Origin of the sequence: Rhizobium sp. NZLR1 (assembly GCF_017357385.1) — a bacterium.
In the GTDB taxonomy this organism is placed as follows: domain Bacteria; phylum Pseudomonadota; class Alphaproteobacteria; order Rhizobiales; family Rhizobiaceae; genus Rhizobium.
Window position 1 is genome coordinate 782,423 of record NZ_CP071633.1, and the last position, 20,388, is coordinate 802,810.

Sequence of the window (20,388 nt, forward strand, 5' to 3'; positions counted from 1 at the left end):
ATGGCGGCGCTCAAAGCAGGTGCATTGCTGTCGCAGACAGGAGAAACGGCAATGAGGGTGGTCGAAGCCCCGATTAATGTGATTGAACGCATCTTCGGCCGCAAGCGCATGCCATGGCTGTTCCTGGCGCCGAACCTCGTTCTGTTCGCGATCTTCACGTTCCTTCCGATCGCGATTGCAGTGGGTTACGCCTTCACCGGCGGCACCAATCTTTTCGTGTCGGAGCGGCCCTTCGTCGGCCTGGACAATTTCCGGACGCTGCTTTCCTGCGGCAATTACCTGCAGCCGGGAACCTGCCAGGAATCGCTGTTCTGGACGGCGGTGTGGAATACGCTCTGGTTCGTGTCGTTCAACGTCGTCGCCACATTGCTGGTGGCGCTGATCACCGCGCTGATCCTCAACCGGGCGATTTTTGCGCGCGGCTTCTTCAGGGCGATGTTCTTCTATCCCGTCTTGCTGTCGCCCGTCGTCATCGGCCTGATCTGGAAATGGTTCCTCGATCGCAACGGGCTGCTGAACGCCTTCTTTCAGATGATCGGCGTTCCCCCGGAGATTTTCCTGCTGGATGTCGGCTGGTCGCGTTTCTTCGTCGTCGTGGTGTCGGTCTGGTTCCATATGGGCTTTTACACGCTCATCCTGCTCGCCGGCCTCCAGGCGATCCCGAAGGAACTCTACGAAGCAGCCTCCATCGACGCCGCTTCGCCGCGCCGCACGCTTTTCAGGATCACGCTTCCGCTGTTGGCCCCGAACCTGCTGGTCGTCTTCATCCTTCTGATGATCAAATCCGTGCAAATCTTCGATGAGGCGTGGGTTCTGACCAACGGCGGTGGCGCGGGCACGGCCAACAGCTTCATCGTCCAATACATCTACCAGATGGCGTTCAGCAGCGACCTTCGCCTCTTCGGACTTGCGTCGGCCGCATCGGTTCTCATGGGACTGGTGCTTCTGGTTCTCACCCTCATACAGCTGCGCCTCGGCAAGCGAATGGAGTCCTGAGATGACCAGCTCTATGAACCCGATCAGCTTCATGACGCGCACGCGCCGGGCCGGACGCATAGACATCACCGATATTCTGTCATGGGTCTGGCTGATCGGTGGAACGCTGGCGGTGCTCGTTCCCGTCGTCTGGGCGGGCCTCTCTTCGCTGAAGCCGGCGGCCGAGATCACCCGTTTTCCGCCGACGTTGCTTCCGCGCGCCGCCGTGGAGCAGACGGTGCCCGGCTTCGACAAGCCGCTCAGTCTCTGGCAGGTCACTATCGACGGTCAGCAGCGCGAAATGGCCATGGTGCGGCGCATCGGCCTCAAGGCGCAAGTGGTCGATCCGGCAAATCCGGGACCACCGGTCAGCGTCGACGTGAAGGGGATGACGCCGGTGCAGCATCTGACTATTGCCACCGAGAACTACACCGATCCGCTGACGCGCTTCAACTTCCTGACCTTCCTCAAGAATTCGGTGTTCGTCACGGTGGTTGCGACGCTGCTGACCCTCGTCGTCAATGCGATGGCGGCTTTTGCGCTGTCGAAATACAAATTTCGTGGCGACACAACTGTTTTCGTCATCATCATTTCAACCTTGATGATCCCGCTCGCCGTCGTCATGGTTCCGGCCTATCTCGTCATCGTCGGGGTCGGGCTTGCCGACAACCTCTGGGGTGTCATCCTGCCGACAGTCGCCTCTCCGACGGCCGTCTTCCTGCTGCGGCAATATATGCTGACCATACCCGATGAGCTGATCGAGGCGGCGCGCGTCGACGCGGCGAGCGAATTCTGCATTTTCTGGAGCATCATCCTGCCGCTGACGGCGCCGGCGCTGGCAGTGCTGGCGATCTTTTCGGTGCTCTGGCGCTGGAACGATTTCCTCTGGCCGCTCATCGTCCTCAACAGCCGCGAGAATTTCACGCTGCAGGTCGGTCTCAACGCATTTCAGGGAGAGTTCTCGGTGCAGTGGCACTATATCCTGGCGATGACCTTCCTCAGTCTGCTGCCTGTCACTATCGTGTTCCTGTTCCTGCAGAAATACATCACCACCGGCATCGCCGGAACAGGGATGAAGTGAAGGGCGAGGCGTGGAAATAGACCTGCGCCCAACATCGAAGAACCATACCCGTACCTCCCGGCTGAAGCGTGTCGCATCGAACGTGATTCATGCGGTGCGCTTTGGCCGTTGGTTTGGTCATGGTTCCGAAGGTCTGCGTCATCCAGGCACTGCTGGCAAAGGTATCACAAAACAGTTTCAAATAGCGGGATCAAGGCCGCGCCGATTGCGCCTGGGGCATCGATGATCTGTGCCACCGCAAGGCTGGGAACGTCGCGCAACACGCCGTGCCGAGGCAGATTGTTGAATTCGGTCCGTTCGATAAGCATTCTCGCGAGTGAATGCGGAAGCTCGCCGCCAAGGACGATCAGTGCCGGGTCGAATATCGCGCTGATCGCATTGATGGCGCGATTGTGGGCCGGAGTGACGCGGTCGACCCATTCGCGAACGCCATCCCAATCCACCAGGTTTTCGTTCTTCAGATCCTTGAGGGTCAAGTCGGAGCGACCTTTGCTGCGTAGGTATTCAAGCAATTGGCCGAGTGCAGGACGGTCGCCGTAATCCTGACGCGCGAAGAGAACGGAGAATTCACCGGCGTTACCGAAACTGCCGCGAAACGGCATGCCCCCGGAAACCAGGCCGCCGCCATAGCCATGAAGATGAGCGATATAAGCGAAATCCGCGGCATCACGGCCAACGCCGAAGATCGCTTCCGCCAAAGCTGCGGTCCTGGTGGCATTGTCTGCCCAGACCGGCAAGCCGAGCTGCTTCCCAAGCAAAGGCGCTAGGTCGATCAATGACCAATGAGCGAGCGGCAGAGGACAATTGAAGGCCGTTTCCAGCATACGGTGGCCGGCGACCGCCAGGCCGACGCCGAGAATGTCGCGGCGTTTGGCGCCCCGGCGAGCCAGAATGTCTTCGACCGCCGCTTCGATCTGTTCCAGCTCAGCCGACAGCGAAGTGCCCGCCTGCTGGATTTCCAAGTTTTCCAATGGTTCCCCAAAGCCCATGAGGCAAAGGCCGATCGAGCCGACGTTGACGGAGATTCCAAGTGTCAGACACCAGTCCTTTCGAAGGGTCAGCTCCGGGCTGGGCGGACCTGACCGTCGGCCTTCAGAATGCGAAAAGGCGATCATTCCTCGCTCATGAAGCCGTGCGACGATCCTGTGCAGGGATTGCTGGGTGAGATCGAGCGGCTCGGTCAGGTCGGAGCGCTCGATCCCTGGGGATTTCCAGATCAGCCGCAAGAGGTCCCGTTCGTTGCGGGACGCCACTCGGGCCGGTTGTGCATCGCGCAAAAAATGCGCGGCAACATGTTTTAGCGGATCATACTTCATTTGCAGTTCGTTTTGATTTACACTGTGAGTGTGAAGCAGATTGCAGGTGCATGTTGCTTCTGTCAAATGAGGGGATTCGATCCCCTGTTTGCCGAGCTTGCTTACCTCATCAAGATTGGCCAAGCCAGCCGAGATGAGTGCATTTCAGGGACTCGAAGAGCGGGTCCGTGCGTTTGGAGGAACCCATTCGCCATCACTGCAAGCTCGAGCGAGATGGAACGCTCGGCCTTGCGGCAGGCGGGTGCTGAAAGAGAGGATCGAGCAACATGATTTCCTCGCGATACGAGAATACGGCGCGCGCTCCTGAGCGCGAGAATTATGGGTTCGCACCGATGCATCAAGGCCGCGACTTCGAGTCGATGGTTCAAACACTGTCGGCGGGTTATGGGGTTTTCGCCGCACAGCCGCTAGGCAACGATCGAATCTTCCCCTGGGCGGCAGACTTGAGAAGAGGCAATGGATTTACGGTTCTTCACTCCGTCTTTCAAAGTTCTTGGACAGTTCGAACGCTCAATGAGACGCCGCAACACCTTGCCTTCTACCTTCCGCATACCGGATCTTTTCGGGTGTCCATTGGAAAAAGGTCGGTTGAAAGTGGAGCGGGTCACCTTCTCATGGCCAATAATCATGAGGCCGATGATCGTTTCGTCCAAGGTCCGCACACTTCGGATGTACTCTTCCTCGACTGGGGAGTCGTGAAGCGAATGCTCGTTTCACTTATGGAAACACCGCTCTCCGAGTCGCTCGACCTTGAGCCCGTTCTGGATCTTGCGACACAGTCGGGCCAGCTTATCGGCAATTTGGTACAGACAATCGTCCAGGGTATGCGCAACGGCGGTCCGCTTTTGTCCTCCCCTCTCGCCATGGCGACGATGAGCGAGACCCTCGCTCACCTCGTGATCCGATTTGGCCACCACCGCCTTTCAGGTCAAATGGAAAAAAAGAAAATATCGCTGGTTGCGCCTTGGCATGTCCGACGGGCCATCGACTATATGCATGCCAAGATCGCCGAGCCTCTCACCATGGCGATGGTTGCGGATAATGTCGGCGTTTCACTTCGCGCGCTGCAGACGGGATTCAAAGCTTTCAGGGGGACTTCTCCGGCCTGTTATCTGCGCTCCATCCGGCTGCAGGCAGCCCGCGAACAACTGCGGGATCCAACAAACCAACGATCCGTCCGCGAGATCTGCGCGATATGGGGTTTTGCGCATGCGGGCAGGTTTTCCATCATCTACCGCGGCACCTTTGGCGAGAGCCCGCGGGATACGCGACTGCGGGCAGAGCGTTTGCGTTAATTCAAGCCTTTGGGATTCTGAGGCCTTCCGACAGGTTCTTGACGCGGCGGCGCGACGCTGCGGCGCAGGACGAGATGGCATCCGAGTTCCAGGCGATGGGCCGGGCGCTGCGGGTCGTTGGCGATCAGCCTTTGTTCGATGAGTGCCAGTGCGGCGGCGCCGAGCTTGTCGGTAGGAACGCTGACCGTTGAAAGCGGCGGACGGCTGAATTCGCCGGGGACGATATCGTCGAAGCCCAGCACAGAGATCGCTTCCGGCACGCCTATGTCGCGATCGGCCAATGCCTTCAGGCAGCCGAGCGCCAGATTGTCGGCCGCGCAGAAGACGGCGGTCGCCCCTTTCAGCGTAGGATCGCGGTCGAGCAACGCATTGATGGCAGCCTCGCCGTGTCTCGGCTCATATCCCTCGGCCTCCAGAATCATATCGTCCGGCACGGGAAGCTGGGCGGCGAAATAGGCATCGGAAAAGCCGTCATATCTCCGCTGGATCGTCGTGCGGCCCTTCCAGGTCAGGTGCAGGATGCGGCGATGCCCGAGCGCCAGCAAGTGCGCGATGCCGAGCCTTGCTCCGAAGCGGTTTTCGGGTGTCACCGTATCGACCAGCATAGCGGGATCCTCGCCGTTGACGATGACGACCGGCATGTCAGGGGAGGCGAGGCTGCGGATGAGTTCCGGCTGATCGTCGTTCAGGACCACGATGCCGTCGGCACGCTCCGAAAGCGCGATCTGCCTGACATGAGCGCCGTCGATGCGCCGTCCGGTGCTGACGAAGGGTACGATCCGGATGCCGCGACGCTCGCACTCCCTTCGAAGACCGTTGAGGATCGTCCAGCTCACTAGGTTAAGGTCGCTCTCCGGCGCGGCATCATCGGGAATGGCGAGAAGCAGAACGCGCAGCGCCGCAATCGTCGCCTTCTTTCGCCGGCGGTCGAGGTAACCCAAGCGTTTGGCCGAATCCAGAACCCGTTCGCGCACTTCTATCGTCAGCGGCGCGGTTCCGTTCAGAGCGTGCGAGGCCGTGCTCAGCGATACATCAGCGTCGCGCGCGACATCCTTGAGATTGACTTTGCGTTCCACTTTATTCCGTCGCGAATTGAGGTCGTGCCTTCGAAGGCACAAGCTAACTCGATGTTTTCACATAAAAACTTCAGAAAATCTACGTGCGCTGCAGCCTATTTTTCCTCTTTCGGCGAAAACCGGCCGCAGCGCTGCCGCAAATGAGCGATGATCGCGGGCGCTGGAACCATTGGCGATCAGTGAGGCTTGGCGAGCAAGCCGTTGAACAGCAGGTCGAAATAGGTCCGCAGGAAGGCCTCCTTGTTGGGAGTGGGCACGCGGCGGTCGTCGAATATCAGTCGCAGTACCGTCGTCGTCAGGATGGGCGCGACCACGATGTCGGAAAATTCCACCGGAACCTGACGAAACTCCCCCGAGGCCATGCCCTCCAGAATGAGAGCGTCGATCTTGGCGATGATCGGCGCAATGAACTGATCGTGGTGGCGATCGATCAGGTCGGGAAAGCGCTGTCCCTCCGAAATGACGAGTCGCGTTAACTCGCGCGTCGCGCGGTCCTCGGGAATTTGCTCGTAGAAGAGTCCCAGAATTGAAACCAGTCTGTCGGTAGCGCTGCCGCTGAGCCGATCGGCGATCACGACCAGTTCCTGAAACGGCACGGAGAAGTGGTTGATCATCGCTTCGAATAGCTTTTCCTTGGTTTCGAAATAGACGTAGACCGTGCCCTTGGTGACGCCGACCCGCTCGGCGATGTCTTCGACCCTCGTTCCGGCAAAACCGCTTCTGACGAATTCCTCGAAAGCGGCATCCAGGATCTGGATGGGTCGCAGCGCTTTCTGTTCTGCGCGTGTGAGTTTCTTCTGAGCTGCCATTTTTCTCGCCTTCCTTTGTCGTGCGCGCCCTCGTTCCCTCCGGCGCAAAGTTTCATTGACTAATGCGTCAGTCAATTATATAGGAGCTGCCGTTGAGAGCAAGAGGTCTATTATGAGAACCATTCAGGTCGCCGCAGCGATCGTATGCGCCATCGGTCTCGGGTCATGCAGTGATGACAGCCGACCGGCCGGACCAACCCCGCGGCAGGTCGGTGTTGTCGTCGCCAAGCCTGAGCCGCTGGTCCAGGGCGGTGCGATCACGGGAGAAGTCCGCGCCCGCGTTCAGACCGATCTGTCCTTCCGCGTCAGCGGCAAGATCGTCGAACGGCTGGTGGAAATCGGGCAGTCCGTGAAGGCGGGTCAGCTTTTGGCCCGCATCGATCCGGAAGAGCAGAAGGCCGATCTGGACGTGGCGGCGGCCAATCTTCAGTCGGCGCAAGCGCAGCAGACCCAGGCGCAGCTGGCATTCGATCGCCAGCAGAGCCTGTTTCGAACGCAGGTGACGACCCGCGCTGCGCTCGATCAGGCGCAGGAGGCGCTTCTGACGGCCCGGGCATCGACGAAGTCGGCGCAGGCGCTTTTCGAAACCGCCCAGGACACCCTGTCCTACACCGAGCTGAAGGCGGACGTCGACGGGGTGATCACCGCCCGCAATGCCGAGGTCGGGCAGGTGGCGCAGGCCGCTCAGGTCGTCTTCACCCTTGCTCATGACGGCGACCGGGACGCCGTCTTCGAGGTGGTCGAAAGCGCCTTCCTGCGCCCGATCGCAGGCGACGGGACCGTGGCCCTCCTTTCGGACCCGACGCAAAAGATCACGGCGAAGGTTCGCGAGATTTCGCCGACGATCGATTCCTCCACCGGCACCATCAAGGTCAAGGTCGCGATCTCGAGCGACGCTCCCATTCCGCTGGGCGCTCCCGTCGTCGGAAGATTCAATTACGTCTCCCAGGACGTCATCCAGCTTCCCTGGTCGGCAATGACCGCCAAGGACGGCAAGCCAGCCGTCTGGATAGCCGATCCCGCATCGTCAGAGGTCTCTGTGCGGGCCGTCGATGTCACCGGCTACGAGACCGGCAGCTTTATCGTGAAATCGGGCGTGTCGGCAGGAGAGGTCGTGGTGACTGAAGGAACAAAGTTCCTCAGGCCCGGTGAAATCGTTTCTTATGTCAAGGAAGCTTCCAAGTGAGTATTCGTCCCAAGATAGTCGCATTAATGATGGGTACGGCCCTGATCTCCTCCTGCACGCGGCAAGAGGATAACAACGAAGAAGCGCCGCGTCCCGTGCTGTCGATGACAGTCACGCAGACGCCTGCCACCAGTCTCAGCCTGACCGGTACAGTCGAGCCGAAGCTCGAGACCGAGCTCGGCTTTAGGATTCTCGGGCGGATGATCGCCCGCAACGTCAATGTCGGAGATGTCGTCAAGAAGGGCGGTGTCGTCGCAGCCATCGATCCGCTGGCGCTGGAGCTTGCCGTGCGCAGCTCCCAGTCCGATGTGGAAAACAGCGACGCCCAGTTGAGGAACGCGGTGACCACCGAGCAGCGCCAGCGCGCGCTGGTGGAATCGCGCTCCGGTACCGAAGCCTCGCTCGAAGAGGCCGAGCTGGCGAGACGATCGGCCTCGGCCGCGGTCGCCAAGGCGCAGGCCAATCTCGACAAGGCCAATGAGCAGCTCGGCTATGCGCAGCTTCGCGCGGAATTCGACGGTGTGGTGACGGCGGCCTCGGCCGAGGTCGGGCAGGTGGTATCAGCCGGCCAGACGGTCGTGACCATCGCGCGGCCGGACAAGCGCGACGCCGTGGTCGACGTGCCGCAGGGCACTGCCCAGAAACTGAAGATCGGCGCGCCCTTCGAAGTGACGCTGCAGCTCGATCCCGCAATTCGTGCGTCAGGGGTCGTGCGCGAGATCGCGCCGGAGGCGGACGCCTCCACTCGCACGAGCCGAACGAAGATCGCGCTTACCGATCCGCCGGAGGCCTTCAGGCTCGGTGCCGTTATATCAGCCTCGGCCACCATTGCCGCCGATCTGGAGATCGTGCTGCCGTCTTCGGCAATCCTTGCCGGCGCCGAGGGCCCGAGCGTCTGGATCGTCGACGTGCCCGGCAAGAAGGTATCGCTGCGCCGCGTGAAGATTGACGGCGACGTCGTCGAAGGCGGCAGCGTCCGCATCGCAGAGGGGCTTGCCCCCGGAGACAGGGTGGCCGTGGCAGGCGTGCATAAACTTGAAGATGGCCAGGCCATCAGGATCGACCAGGAGATCAGCCAGTGAAGTCCTTCAACCTTTCCGACTGGGCGCTCAAACACCGTTCGCTCGTCTGGTACTTCATGATCGTCTTCATTCTCGCCGGCGCCTTCTCCTATTTGAACCTCGGCCGCGAGGAAGACCCGAACTTCACGATCAAGACAATGGTGATTACGGCGCAGTGGCCCGGCGCTTCCGCCGAAGAGATAACGCGGCAGGTGACGGACAGGATCGAAAAGAAGCTTCAGGAATTGGAGTCGCTTGACTACACCAAGAGTGAGACCGTCGCTGGCCAGACGACCGTCTTCGTCGAACTGCTGCCGACCACCAAGGCTGGGGATGTCGCGCCGACCTGGCTGCGCATCCGCAACATGATCGCCGACATTAAGGGAGATTTTCCGAGCGGTGTCGTCGGACCTTTCTTCAACGATCGCTTCGGCGACGTGTTCGGAAACATCTACGCCTTCACGAGCGATGGGCTGACCCAGCGGCAGCTTCGCGACCTCGTGGAAAACGCCCGCTCCGAGGTTCTGACCGTGCCCAATGTCGGCAAGGTCGATGTGGTCGGCGCTCAGGATGAAGCGATTTACCTCGAATTCTCCACGCGCCAGATCGCAGCACTCGGCATCGACCAGCAGTCGGTGATCAGCACCCTGCAGGCGCAGAACGCCGTTACCCAGTCCGGCTTTGTCGATGCCGGGCCGGAGCGTATCGCCTTGCGGGTGAGCGGACAGTTCACCTCCGAGGAAAGCCTGCGGTCGATCAACCTTCGCATCAACGACCGCTTCTTTCCGCTGACCGACGTCGCCACGATCAAGCGCGGTTATGTCGATCCGCCGTCGGCGCTGTTCCGCTTCAATGGCGAACCGGCGATCGGACTTGCGATCGGCATGAAGCAGGGCGCCAATCTGCTGGAGTTCGGCGAGGCGCTGGACGCGCAGATGAAACGTATCGTTGCCGATCTTCCGATCGGCGTCGATGTCCACCGCGTTTCCGATCAGCCGGCCGTCGTCGACGAAGCGGTTTCGGGCTTCACCCGCGCGCTCTTCGAAGCGATCGCTATCGTGCTTGTCATCAGTTTCATCAGCCTCGGCTTGCGCGCCGGCATGGTGGTGGCGATTTCCATCCCTCTTGTGCTCGCCATCACCTTCGTGGTGATGGAATATTCCGGCATCTCGCTGCAGCGTATTTCGCTCGGCGCGCTCATCATTGCGCTCGGACTGCTCGTCGACGACGCCATGATTGCCGTAGAGATGATGGTGGCCCGTCTGGAAGCGGGCGACGATCTCAAGAAAGCCGCCACTTACGTCTATACATCGACGGCTTTTCCGATGCTGACGGGAACGCTCGTCACCGTCGCGGGCTTCATTCCCGTTGGTCTCAACAACAGCGCCGCAGGCGAATTCACTTTCACGCTTTTCGTGGTCATCGCGGTTTCGCTGGTTGTCTCCTGGATCGTGGCGGTGCTGTTCACGCCGCTTCTCGGCGTCACCATCCTGCCGAAGACCATGAAGTCGCATCACGAGAAGAAGGGCCGCTTCGCCTCCTTCTTCTCCTGGCTTCTGGGGCTGGCGATGGGCTGGCGCTGGATCACCATCGCGCTCACCGTCGCCGTGTTCGGCCTCTCGGTCGTCGGCATGGGGCTGGTGCAGCAGCAGTTCTTCCCGAACTCGGACAGGACCGAGCTCGTCGTCGACTGGAACCTGCCGCACAACAGCTCGATCGCCGAGACCAACAGGCAGATGGCCAAGTTCGAAAAGGAGATGCTGGCCGGCAACAAGGACATCGATCACTGGACCACTTATGTCGGCCAGGGCGCGCCGCGCTTCATCCTCTCCTTCGATGTGCAGACGCCTGATGTCTCGTTCGGACAGACGGTGATCGTCACCAAGGGGCTTGACGTGCGCGACAAGGTGCGGGCGGACCTGCAGGGCTATCTGACGAAAACCTTTCCCGGCACCGACGCCTTCGTCAAGCTCCTCGATATCGGCCCTCCGGTGGGCAAGCCGGTCCAGTACCGGGTCAGCGGCCCCGATATCCAAAAGGTGCGTGACATCTCCCAGCAATTTGCCGGCATCGTCGGTACGCATCCGCTTCTCGCCAACATGGTCCTGGACTGGAACGAGCCCTCCCGCGTCGTCAAGGTCGATGTGCTGCAGGACAAGGCGCGCCAACTCGGCGTCTCCTCCGAGGATATCGCCACCGCCATTAACGGCATCGTCGAAGGCTCGACGGCGACGCAGATCCGCGACGACATCTACCTGGTCAATGTCATCGGGCGGGCCAGGGCATCGGAGCGCGGTTCCATCCAGACGCTGCAGAACCTTCAACTTTCCACCTCCAACGGCAAGGTCGTGCCGCTCTCAGCCGTCGCCAATTTCCGCTACGAGCTCGAGCAACCGACGATCTGGCGTCGCGACCGGCAGCCCACCATCACGCTCAAGGCAGCCGTTATCGGCTCGACGCAGCCGGCCACGATCGTCGACCAGTTGAAGCCGAAGGTGGAAGAATTCCAGAAGAGCCTGCCCGTGGGATACAAGGTGGAAATCGGCGGCGCGGTCGAATCCAGCGCCGAGGCGCAAGGGCCGATCGCGGCGGTCGCTCCGATGATGCTGTTCGTAATGGCGACGATCCTGATGATCCAGCTGCAGAGCTTCAGCCGCCTGTTCCTGGTCTTTGCGGTGGCTCCGACGGCTCTAATCGGTGTGGTTGCGGCGCTGTTGCTGAGCCATGCGCCGATGGGCTTCGTCGCCATCCTCGGCGTGCTGGCGCTGATCGGCATCCTGATCCGCAACTCCGTCATCCTCGTCGTGCAGATAGAGCATCTGCGCGCCGAAGGTGTCCCGGCCTGGCAGGCCGTCATCGAGGCGACCGAACATCGCATGCGGCCGATCATGCTGACGGCAGCGGCCGCCACCCTCGCGCTGATCCCGATCTCGCGCGAGATATTCTGGGGACCGATGGCTTACGCCATGATGGGCGGCATCGTCGTCGGAACCGCGCTCACCCTGCTGTTCCTGCCGGCGCTCTACGTCGCGTGGTTCAGGATCCCGAGGGATGAAGGCGCCCAGGCCGGTGCCGCGGCAGAGGCGTGAGGAAGCTAGTGGCTATTTCATGCCGCCGTGGCTGCAACACGGACTGGAACGCAATGCGTGGGATGGCACAAGCGATTGCCATCCCACGCGGGAGCAGGAATCGCACTCCGAGTGACGACATGGGCAAAACCACACTCGTGACCGCCAGCGACCTTTGGAAGAATGGATCGATGGCGGAGCGGCATTCCCGAGAGGTGTCGAAGGGAACTCCTGCTGGTCCGCCGAGCATCGCTGCGGCCATCACCGTTGGCATCGCCCTGGCGATGCTTGGCGGCTGCGCCACGCGGCCATCGCCGGATGTCCTGCAACCCGTGCATCTCGATAAGCCCGTTTCGCTGAACAAGCAGGTTCATGGCGAGAAGGCCCCGGATCGGGTGAGGGTCCTCGCCTCCACGAATCGAACCCCCGACAGAGTGCGCGGCGGTTTCGGCAGCGCATGGGCCGAGACGCTCACCTATGAGGAGTATGAGTTTTCGGTTCCTCCCGACCGAAAGGATACCGCGATCACCTATCCGACCGCGACGCCGGATCCCGAGCGGCAATTTGCCGTCATCGAGCGCGAGCAACTGCCGAAGGATGCCTTCGTGCAACAGGCGCTCGGTTCCGTGCAGGCCGACGGCACCGTTGGCATCTTCGTGCATGGCTACAACTACAGTTACCAGGAGGCGCTTTACCGCACCGCGCAGATCGCCGCGGATGCGAATATACCGGGTGCCCCGATTCTGTTCTCCTGGCCTTCGGCCGCGGCGGTCGCCGGCTATGTCGCCGACCGCGATGCGGCCCTGTCTTCGCGCACCGAACTCGCCTCGCTCGTCACGTCGCTCTCGGCTTCGGGCAAGGTGAAGCGTATTGTCCTTTTCGGACACAGCATGGGCGGGTTTCTGGTCATGGAAACGGTGCGCCAGCTCAAGCTGCAGCATCGCGACGATGTCATCGGCAAACTGGCGGTGTTGCTTGCCGCCCCCGACATCGATGTCGACGTTTTCCGCGCCCAGCTGAAGGACGTCGGGCGGATGCCGATCCCGATATCGCTTCTCGTTTCGAAGGACGACCGGGCGCTCGTGGCCTCGAGTTTCATCGCCGGAGAGCGGCCGCGCGTCGGGCGCCTTGATATCGACGATCCCGTCGTCGAGGAGGCTGCCGTGAAGGAAAGGCTTCGGGTCATCGACATCACGTCGATCCAAGCGTCCGACGGGCTGGGGCACGACCGCTACGCATCGCTCGCCAGGTTCGGCGCGCAGCTCGCCTCCTTCGAGAGCGGCAGGCGTTCGACCGCTGGTGACGTCGGCGCTTACGTCTTCGACGCCGCAGGTGCCGCGGTTGCAAGCCCGTTTCGCCTGGCTGGGCGTGTCGTCGGCTCACAGTGAACGCTTTCGCCAAGGACCGATCCGGCTCCGGCGATGGCTAATTCTCAGGCATCGCCAAGAGATGTGCATAATGTGACTATTAAATTGTCAGATGCACAAAGGAGGAGCAGACTTCCGGCTGTGGTCGATTTGACCTCAGGGATATGGGAGGGCATTCATGAGCATTCGAAATCCGTCTCCCTCGTTGTACAACGAGGATCTTGCACCCGCCGAGGAGCGTAAATGGGGTGCATTCAGTATCTTTAACGTCTGGACATCCGACGTTCACAGCCTGTGGGGCTATTATCTGGCGGCGAGCCTGTTCCTGCTGTGCGGCAGCTTCGTCAATTTCGTCATCGCTATCGGCATCGGATCGCTGGTCATTTTCGTGTTGATGAGCTTGGTCGGCAATGCCGGCGTGCGCACCGGCGTACCTTTTCCGGTGCTGGCGCGCGCCTCCTTCGGCACATTCGGGGCGAATGTTCCGGCCCTTGTCCGGGCCGTGGTCGCCTGCTTCTGGTACGGGGCGCAGACCGCCGCTGCATCCGGCGCCATCGTCGCCTTGCTGATCCGCAACGACAGCCTGCTCGCCTTTCATCAGAACAGCCATATGCTCGGCCACTCGACCCTCGAACTCATCTGCTATGTGATCGTCTGGGCGCTGCAGCTGCTGATCATTCAGCGGGGGATGGAAACGGTTCGCAAGTTCCAGGATTGGGCCGGTCCGGCCGTCTGGATCATGATGCTGATCCTTGCGGTCTATCTGGTCGTCAAATCAGGCACCTTCTCCTTCGGTGCCGAAATTCCGCGCGACGTGCTGATCGAAAAGACCAAGGATGCCGGCGTGCCGGGCGAGCCAGGCTCGGTCGCAGCGCTTGCCGCCGTGTCCGCCACCTGGATCACCTATTTCGCGGCGCTCTACCTGAACTTCTGCGATTTCTCGCGTTACGCAACGAATGAAAAGGTGCTCAGGAAAGGCAATCTTTGGGGGCTGCCGATCAATCTCCTGGCATTCTGCCTCGTCGCAGGTGTGACGACCACCGCCGCCTTCACCGTCTACGGGGAGGTCCTGCTGCATCCGGAAATGATATCGGCGAAATTCGAAAGCTGGTTCCTGGCGCTGCTTGCGGCGCTGACATTTGCGATCGCAACGCTCGGCATTAACGTCGTGGCGAATTTCGTGTCGCCGGCCTTCGACTTCGCCAATGTCTTCCCACGCCAGATCAACTTCAAACGCGGGGGATATATCGCCGCAATGATCGCTCTCGTGCTTTACCCGTTTGCCCCCTGGGAGACAGGTGCGGCGCATTTCGTCAATTTCATCGGATCGACCATGGGACCGATCTTCGGCGTCATGATGGTGGACTACTATCTCATCCGCAAGAGCCAGCTGAACGTCGAGGCGCTTTACCATGAGAATGGCGAGTTCCGCTTCCAGAACGGATGGCACGGCAATGCCTTCATCGCATTCGCGGTCGGCGCGCTTTTCTCCTCGATCCTGCCGACCTTCACCAGCATCCTGCCGGATTGGTGGGGTACCTATGGCTGGTTCTTCGGCGTCGGAATCGGCGGGGCGATCTATTTCGTGCTGAGAATGGGCGCGCGGCGCAATCCAGCCTTCGCGTCATGACAAACGAAGGGCGCCCGGCATTGCCGCGCGCCCTTTATCGACTCCTGTTGCCGATAGTTCAGCGGCGTGCGGCAACCGCATGCACCGTTGCGCGGGCCATTGGTTGTTCCATTGTTCTAGCGGTGGAGCGAAGGGCTGAGGATTGGCTAGATGCGGCGTCGTCGAGCCTGAACTGGCTGATGAGTTCGCGCAGCGTCTGGGCCTGCTGGGCTAGCGAATCGGAGGCAGCGGTCGATTGTTCCACCATGGCCGCGTTCTGTTGCGTGGTCTGATCCATGCGATTGACGGCGACGTTGACTTCGCTGAGGCCGACCGACTGCTCTTTCGCCGAGGTGGCGATCGAATCCATATGGTGATTGATCTGGCTGATGAAGCCACCAATGGTCTTCAGGGCCTGGCCGGTGTCGCGCACAAGCTTGACACCGCTTTCCACCTCTTTCGACGAGTTCTGGATAAGACCCTTGATCTCCTTGGCAGCCGTTGCGGAACGCTGCGCAAGTTCGCGCACCTCCTGGGCGACGACGGCAAAGCCCTTGCCGGCCTCGCCGGCTCTTGCCGCTTCCACGCCGGCATTCAGCGCGAGAAGATTGGTCTGGAATGCAATTTCATCGATGACACTGATGATGTTGGAAATCTGCTGAGACGAGGTTTCGATCCGCCCCATTGCCTCCTCGGCGTGGGACACGACCTCGGCGGAGATCCCGGCGCTGCGATTTGCCTCGGTGGCGACCGTGCGCGTCTCCTCGGTTCGCTTGCTGGAGTTCGACACATTCGCCGTGATCTCTTCCAGCGCAGCCGCGGTTTCTTCGAGCGACGCTGCCTGCTCCTCCGTGCGTTTTGAAAGATCGCCCGCACCTGAGGAGATCTCCCGCGAGCCTTCGTCGATCGTGCCGATGCTTTCGGAAATCGCTCGAAGCGTTGTGCCAAGCTGCGTGACAGACTGGTTGAAGTCACGGCGCAGCGCCTCGAAGTCGGGTGCGAAGGCCTCGTTGAGCTGGAAGGCCAGGTCGCCTGCGGCCAACCGCTTTAGACCGGCGGCGAGGCCCGAGGTGGCGATGCGTAGCCGCTCCGAGGCGTCGGCTTCGGCCTGCCTCTGTGCGGCAACGCGGTCGGTCTCCGCTCTATTGCGATTCTCCTCGGCTTCCATCGCCATCCGCTTGTTGGTGATCGCGGCCTGGCGGAAGATTTCGACCGCCTCCGCCATCGACCCGATTTCGTCGGCGCGGTCGGCGAACGGGATCTCCGAACCGGTGTCCCCGTCGGCCAGCCGTCGCATCGAAGCGGTGATGCCGGTAATCGGATTGGCGATGCTCTTCAGCACGAAGGCGACAGCGCCGAGAACGAGCAATCCGGCAACACCGATCGTTGCAAGCAGGTAGAATTCTATGGAGGCGAAGGTCTCCTTGCTGAGGTCGGCAGCCTTCTTGCTGCCACTGACGTTCAACTCGACCAGGGCCGCTGTGGCTTCCTTGAGCTTGTCCGAATAGGAGCGCATCTCCCCGCCGAGATATTTCCCGGCTTCTTCGGTCTTGTTGGCGCGGGAAAGATCAAGCAACTGCGCGCTACTGGCGATGTAGCCTTCGACGCTTTCCTCGATCGTCTTGATCAACTCGCGCTCGTGGTCGGATGAAGCCAGAGGAAGGTAGGCGTCCGCCGATTTGCGAATCGCATCCTCGGCGACCTTGATGGCCTCTTCGCGTGTTTTCTTTTCCGCCTCCGTCTGCGCAATGATGTGATCGCGGTAAACGAGGCGCAAATTCGTCATGGCGAGATTGATCGCCTGGGAAGCCTGTACGCTCGGCAACCAATTACTTGCAATCTCTTCCGTCGATCCGTTCGTCTTCCGAAGACCATCGACCGCGAGATAGGCGACAAGGCCGAAAAGAAGAGCTATGACACTGAAAATCAACAGCAAACTTGATTTGATGTTTGGGCGGCGCATTGAAAGTCCTCGATCGAACTTCCGGCTTCTGACCGGACTGGATGAGGAGTTTCTAACAAAAACAATTTAACGATTTGCTCAATATGTAAAACGCCGTTTACCACCTTTTTGGAAAGCCTATGTCGCTTTTGCGCTCAGGGGGCTGTCTACGCACGCCACTACGCTCTCAACTGGCTGATCGGCTACATGGATCAGGACTGGGACGATATTTCCACGGATACGTGATTGCACGCGCCTTGCCACGATGAAGGCGCTGGGTCAGCCCTCCACATCGAGGCAGATGCATGTTTTACGAAATAGCATTATGATGGGCTGACCGCCTGACCGGCAGACGGATGGCTGCGGATATGTGATCCGTGCGGGAGTGGAGGACGGCAGGATTTGGAACAGCTGAAGAATCTGGACAGCATTTCCCCGCGGGCCGGCAGCGGTTCGACATCGCCGCCCTATGAACGTCCCGGCGTCGTGGCTGCTGCCGTTTACCAGCATGGGCAACGCATTCGCGACATCAGGATAGAAGAGGCCGGTGAATGGCGAGGCCGGGAGAATGCCGTCGTCTGGATCGGCCTGCACGAGCCGGATGAAGTGCTGCTGCACCAGGTCCAGGCCGAGTTCAATCTCCATGCCTTGGCGATCGAGGACGCGGCACAGCCCCACCAGCGACCGAAGCTGGAGACCTATGGGGACGCAATGTTCATCGTTGCCCGGACCGCCCATATGAAGGATGACGAAATCGTCTTCGGCGAAACGCATTTGTTCGTCGGTCGCGGTTATGTCGTCTCGGTCCGCCACGGGGACTCGTCCTCGTACCTGGCGGTGCGGCAGCGGTGCGAGGCGACGCCGACGGCGCTGGCCCACGGCGAGAATTATATTCTTTATTCCATCCTGGATTTCATCGTCGACAACTACATGCCGGTGATCGAGGTCGTGCAGGAGGAGGTCGAAAAACTTGAAGATCTGGTGCTGCGCGAACAGCTGGCAAAGTCCGACATCGAACGGCTTTACCTCTTACGCCGCAAGCTTCTGCGGCTGCGCAATGCCGTGGTGCCGCTCGTCGACGTCTGCCGGCGATATGAGCATGTCGATCTTCCCGGCATGGATCCGACGCTGCAATCGCTGTTTCGCGATGTGACCGATCATGTGCGCCGGGTCCAGGAGGATATCGACGCGCTGCGCGAGGTGCTGGCCTTCGCCTTCGAGGCCAGTGTGATGATCGGCCAGACGGAGCAGACGGCGATTGCCCGCAAGCTTGCCGCCTGGGCGGCGATCCTCGCCGTTCCCACCGCGATCGCCGGTATCTACGGCATGAATTTCAGCGATATGCCGGAACTGAAATTCCAGTATGGCTATTTCTTCGTGCTGGGTGTCATTGCCGTCTTGTGTCTGGGTCTGTTCGGTTTTTTCCGCCGAAGGAAGTGGCTGTAATTGCCAGAGGCGCGTCACCGCAGCGCGCGCAGCAGCCGATCTCGATGTTTGCTGATGTAGTCGATGTCGTTTAGATACAGCCGATCGTCTCCTGCGGCCACGTCCTCCACGAAGGTCTCGTCTCCGGCCGAGGCCCTTGTTTGCATGAAATTCACGAGCGCTTGAAGCCGCCTGCAGATCGTCTCCGGCAGCTGGCGCCGCTCTTCTGCCGTCGTGCCGTAAGCCATGCAGAAGATTTCCGTCCGCCGCAGCTGCTCATCAAGGCCTGATATCACGCCGGGATTGGAAGGATCGGACAAGGGCCCCCAGCGGTAAACAGCATAGGCCAGATCCCATAGGCGCGGCGCGGGATGGGCGGCGTCGAAATCGATGACCCCGACAGCCTCATGTTCTGCGGTTGCGACATTGTAAGGCGCATAATCTCCGTGGCAGACGATCTCGCGCGGTTCCTGCGGCGGCAGCATCCATGTCTGGACCTCGCCATCCCTTGCCAGAAACCCTTGAGACGCCGAGTGAAAATCGCGCAGAAGCCTGGCCGCGGAAATCAGCATGGTCTCTGATCCGACAAATGGGTCACGCAAGTCTTCGCAGACGCGCCCGGAGACGTAGCTGACGATCTCCTGGCCTTCCCCTGTGATGTCGATCGGCACCGGCGCTCCCAGAAAGTCTCTGGTCCTGAGATGGCGCAAAAACCGATGAACCGTCGGCGTCCATACGCCTGATGGTCTGATGACGGTGTTGCCGTCACGCCAGATCTGCCCGGCTCGCCCGCCCTCCAATGGTTTCACGTCATGGTCTCCTGCATGCTATCCCCTATGCGTGATTCCGTTTTTCGATATGGGCCTGAACCGTGGCGCCAAGATTTGTCTCGTGGCAGTTCCGGTAGAATGTCACCGTATCCAAAGGCATCCCGTCGGGAATGATGACGAAATCTTCAAGCCGGAAGTCGCTTGAGCGGCTGAGTTGTCCATCCGCCAGTTGGTTTTCGCTCAACCCATCGACACGATCGGCCAAGGCTTCGAAATAGACGAGGTTCGCATTCACCGTTGAAGGTGAAGACGTCTGGCCATGCGCGGGGATGACCAGTCTCGCATCGAGGTCACGGATACGCTCCAGCGAGGAACGGATCAGGCGAAGGTCTTCGGCACTTTTGCTCCAGACTTCGGGAATGGGGTATTCCACCGCATCGACCGCCAGGCAGATGCGAAGTTCGGGGATCCATACGGCGATATGGTCGGGCGTGTGCCCGGGCGTATGGATCAGTTCGAGCGTGAGATCGCCGCCGTTGAGAACCATCGAGCCGGAGAAGGTGATATCGGGACCGATGAGCTCGACATTCCGAAATCTCGATTCCTGACTGGCCTTGTCTCTGAGGATCTGCTGCGCGGAGGGATCACGCAAGCGGTCGAGCGCCGCGGCATGCGCTATGATGGGAGCGCGGCCCGCAATGGCGGCATTTCCCCAGAAATGATCCCAATCCATGTGCGAGTTGATGACCATCAGCGGGCGAGCTGCAGCCTTCTCTTCAAGCAGATCCAGCGCCATTCGGCATAGCTCGGGCGTCCCGAGCGTATCGATCAGGACGTTGAACCTCTCGGTCCGGACAAACACGCCATCGACTTCGTCGCCCGCTCGAACGATCACGATCCGGTCGTCAAGTTCGGGATAGGAGCACAGTTCTACCGATACATCCACGTCTGGTTGTCTCTATTGCAATCGAAGTGTTTTCATTCAGTACATCAAATCTTGCTCAGGTGCCCGCCCTTAAGGATGGTGCGACTTCCGCTCTACGGGAACATGCACATCCCAAGTTTTCATCACGGTGTTCGGCACCGCGGCTGCGCAAATCACCATGACGCTGGGTTTCGAACGGCCGAGGCTCGTCGGCGTCCATTGTGTTTGGAGCGGGACCGCGCATCGAGGAACCAGCACCTTGGCGTTGGGCTCCAACGCTTGCCATTGCTCGCTCCCCTTGGCGTTCTCACCCGAGATGAAACGCCTGGCCTCCTCGCGGATCTCAAACAGGCCGTGCTTGTGAGGAGTCGAACGATCGGTATCGATGCTCCAGGAGGCGAGGGACGAGACGCACGCTGCAAGCGTTGCAGTGACGAGTATCGTTCGAAACACCGATGCGCCGTCAACAGCCAAATGGGTACC

16 protein-coding genes and 1 pseudogene are annotated in these 20,388 nt (G+C 60.5%); 10 read left to right on the forward strand and 7 right to left on the reverse strand.

All coding sequences use genetic code 11. The features are described 5' to 3' along the window. Together J3O30_RS26115 and J3O30_RS26120 are read left to right on the forward strand one after the other, a co-directional pair. Positions 1-996 carry a sugar ABC transporter permease gene (locus J3O30_RS26115; protein WP_207584682.1) on the forward strand — a complete coding sequence of 332 codons (996 nt, stop codon included), beginning with the start codon at positions 1-3 and terminating at the stop codon, positions 994-996. 13 nt (positions 997-1,009) lie between these two features. Then, entirely contained in the window at positions 1,010-2,056 is a 1,047-nt protein-coding gene (locus tag J3O30_RS26120) for a carbohydrate ABC transporter permease (RefSeq protein WP_207585191.1), read from the forward strand. Positions 2,057-2,220: 164 nt separating this feature from the next. On the opposite strand, the gene J3O30_RS26125 is transcribed toward J3O30_RS26120, so the two are convergent. Then, on the reverse strand, positions 2,221-3,372 hold the full coding sequence (locus J3O30_RS26125) for an ROK family transcriptional regulator (RefSeq protein WP_207585192.1): 1,152 nt from the start codon (positions 3,370-3,372) through the stop codon (positions 2,221-2,223). A 266-nt stretch (positions 3,373-3,638) separates the two neighbouring features. Here J3O30_RS26125 and J3O30_RS26130 point away from each other — a divergent pair, with 266 nt between their 5' ends. Next, a complete protein-coding gene (locus J3O30_RS26130) occupies positions 3,639-4,667 on the forward strand; it encodes an AraC family transcriptional regulator (RefSeq protein ID WP_207584683.1) in 1,029 nt (342 codons plus the stop codon). On the opposite strand, the gene J3O30_RS26135 is transcribed toward J3O30_RS26130, so the two are convergent. Together J3O30_RS26135 and J3O30_RS26140 are read right to left on the reverse strand one after the other, a co-directional pair. Beyond that, on the reverse strand, positions 4,664-5,743 hold the full coding sequence (locus tag J3O30_RS26135; protein ID WP_207584684.1) for a LacI family DNA-binding transcriptional regulator: 1,080 nt from the start codon (positions 5,741-5,743) through the stop codon (positions 4,664-4,666). The genes J3O30_RS26130 and J3O30_RS26135 overlap by 4 nt on opposite strands. A gap of 176 nt (positions 5,744-5,919) precedes the next feature. Then, a complete protein-coding gene (locus tag J3O30_RS26140; protein ID WP_207584685.1) occupies positions 5,920-6,552 on the reverse strand; it encodes a TetR/AcrR family transcriptional regulator in 633 nt (210 codons plus the stop codon). 112 nt (positions 6,553-6,664) lie between these two features. On the opposite strand from J3O30_RS26140, the gene J3O30_RS26145 reads away from it, so the two are divergent. The 5 genes from J3O30_RS26145 to J3O30_RS26165 all read left to right on the forward strand — a co-directional run bounded on the left by J3O30_RS26145 (position 6,665) and on the right by J3O30_RS26165 (position 14,864). Further along, positions 6,665-7,738, forward strand: a complete 1,074-nt coding sequence (locus J3O30_RS26145) for an efflux RND transporter periplasmic adaptor subunit (RefSeq protein ID WP_207584686.1) — start codon at positions 6,665-6,667, stop codon at positions 7,736-7,738. Continuing rightward, positions 7,735-8,820 (forward strand): efflux RND transporter periplasmic adaptor subunit, encoded by a 1,086-nt coding sequence (locus J3O30_RS26150; RefSeq protein WP_207584687.1) that lies wholly within the window; start codon positions 7,735-7,737, stop codon positions 8,818-8,820. The genes J3O30_RS26145 and J3O30_RS26150 overlap by 4 nt, the downstream gene beginning before the upstream one ends. Then, positions 8,817-11,888: an efflux RND transporter permease subunit gene (locus J3O30_RS26155; protein ID WP_207584688.1), complete on the forward strand. Its 3,072-nt coding sequence runs from the start codon at positions 8,817-8,819 to the stop codon at positions 11,886-11,888. Before J3O30_RS26150 ends, J3O30_RS26155 begins: the two co-directional genes overlap by 4 nt. Positions 11,889-12,151: 263 nt before the next feature. Next, positions 12,152-13,255 (forward strand): alpha/beta fold hydrolase, encoded by a 1,104-nt coding sequence (locus tag J3O30_RS26160; protein WP_246762872.1) that lies wholly within the window; start codon positions 12,152-12,154, stop codon positions 13,253-13,255. A gap of 157 nt (positions 13,256-13,412) precedes the next feature. Then, a complete protein-coding gene (locus tag J3O30_RS26165) occupies positions 13,413-14,864 on the forward strand; it encodes an NCS1 family nucleobase:cation symporter-1 (RefSeq protein WP_207584689.1) in 1,452 nt (483 codons plus the stop codon). 58 nt (positions 14,865-14,922) lie between these two features. Here the strand turns inward: J3O30_RS26165 and J3O30_RS26170 are convergent, their stop codons facing one another. Then, positions 14,923-16,806 carry a HAMP domain-containing methyl-accepting chemotaxis protein gene (locus J3O30_RS26170; protein WP_207584690.1) on the reverse strand — a complete coding sequence of 628 codons (1,884 nt, stop codon included), beginning with the start codon at positions 16,804-16,806 and terminating at the stop codon, positions 14,923-14,925. A 135-nt stretch (positions 16,807-16,941) separates the two neighbouring features. Here J3O30_RS26170 and J3O30_RS26175 point away from each other — a divergent pair. Together J3O30_RS26175 and J3O30_RS26180 are read left to right on the forward strand one after the other, a co-directional pair. Continuing rightward, a pseudogene (locus J3O30_RS26175) lies at positions 16,942-17,031 on the forward strand (DUF4272 domain-containing protein); the annotation flags it as partial. Between the two features lie 156 nt (positions 17,032-17,187). After that, on the forward strand, positions 17,188-18,231 hold the full coding sequence (locus J3O30_RS26180) for a magnesium and cobalt transport protein CorA (RefSeq protein WP_207584691.1): 1,044 nt from the start codon (positions 17,188-17,190) through the stop codon (positions 18,229-18,231). Between the two features lie 14 nt (positions 18,232-18,245). Here the strand turns inward: J3O30_RS26180 and J3O30_RS26185 are convergent, their stop codons facing one another. From J3O30_RS26185 to J3O30_RS26195, 3 genes are all read right to left on the reverse strand, one after another. Continuing rightward, entirely contained in the window at positions 18,246-19,019 is a 774-nt protein-coding gene (locus tag J3O30_RS26185; protein ID WP_207584692.1) for an aminoglycoside phosphotransferase family protein, read from the reverse strand. A gap of 25 nt (positions 19,020-19,044) precedes the next feature. Then, entirely contained in the window at positions 19,045-19,926 is an 882-nt protein-coding gene (locus tag J3O30_RS26190; protein WP_207584693.1) for an MBL fold metallo-hydrolase, read from the reverse strand. 69 nt (positions 19,927-19,995) lie between these two features. Continuing rightward, entirely contained in the window at positions 19,996-20,358 is a 363-nt protein-coding gene (locus J3O30_RS26195; protein WP_207585194.1) for a hypothetical protein, read from the reverse strand. Positions 20,359-20,388: the final 30 nt, after the last annotated feature.

Coding starts and splice junctions, on each gene's coding strand:
- J3O30_RS26140 (WP_207584685.1), bottom strand. CDS start 6,552: ATGGCAGCTCAGAAGAAACTCACACGCGCAGAACAGAAAGCGCTGCGA.
- J3O30_RS26160 (WP_246762872.1), top strand. CDS start 12,152: ATGCTTGGCGGCTGCGCCACGCGGCCATCGCCGGATGTCCTGCAACCC.
- J3O30_RS26115 (WP_207584682.1), top strand. CDS start 1: ATGGCGGCGCTCAAAGCAGGTGCATTGCTGTCGCAGACAGGAGAAACG.
- J3O30_RS26170 (WP_207584690.1), bottom strand. CDS start 16,806: ATGCGCCGCCCAAACATCAAATCAAGTTTGCTGTTGATTTTCAGTGTC.
- J3O30_RS26120 (WP_207585191.1), top strand. CDS start 1,010: ATGAACCCGATCAGCTTCATGACGCGCACGCGCCGGGCCGGACGCATA.
- J3O30_RS26165 (WP_207584689.1), top strand. CDS start 13,413: ATGAGCATTCGAAATCCGTCTCCCTCGTTGTACAACGAGGATCTTGCA.
- J3O30_RS26130 (WP_207584683.1), top strand. CDS start 3,639: ATGATTTCCTCGCGATACGAGAATACGGCGCGCGCTCCTGAGCGCGAG.
- J3O30_RS26145 (WP_207584686.1), top strand. CDS start 6,665: ATGAGAACCATTCAGGTCGCCGCAGCGATCGTATGCGCCATCGGTCTC.
- J3O30_RS26125 (WP_207585192.1), bottom strand. CDS start 3,372: ATGAAGTATGATCCGCTAAAACATGTTGCCGCGCATTTTTTGCGCGAT.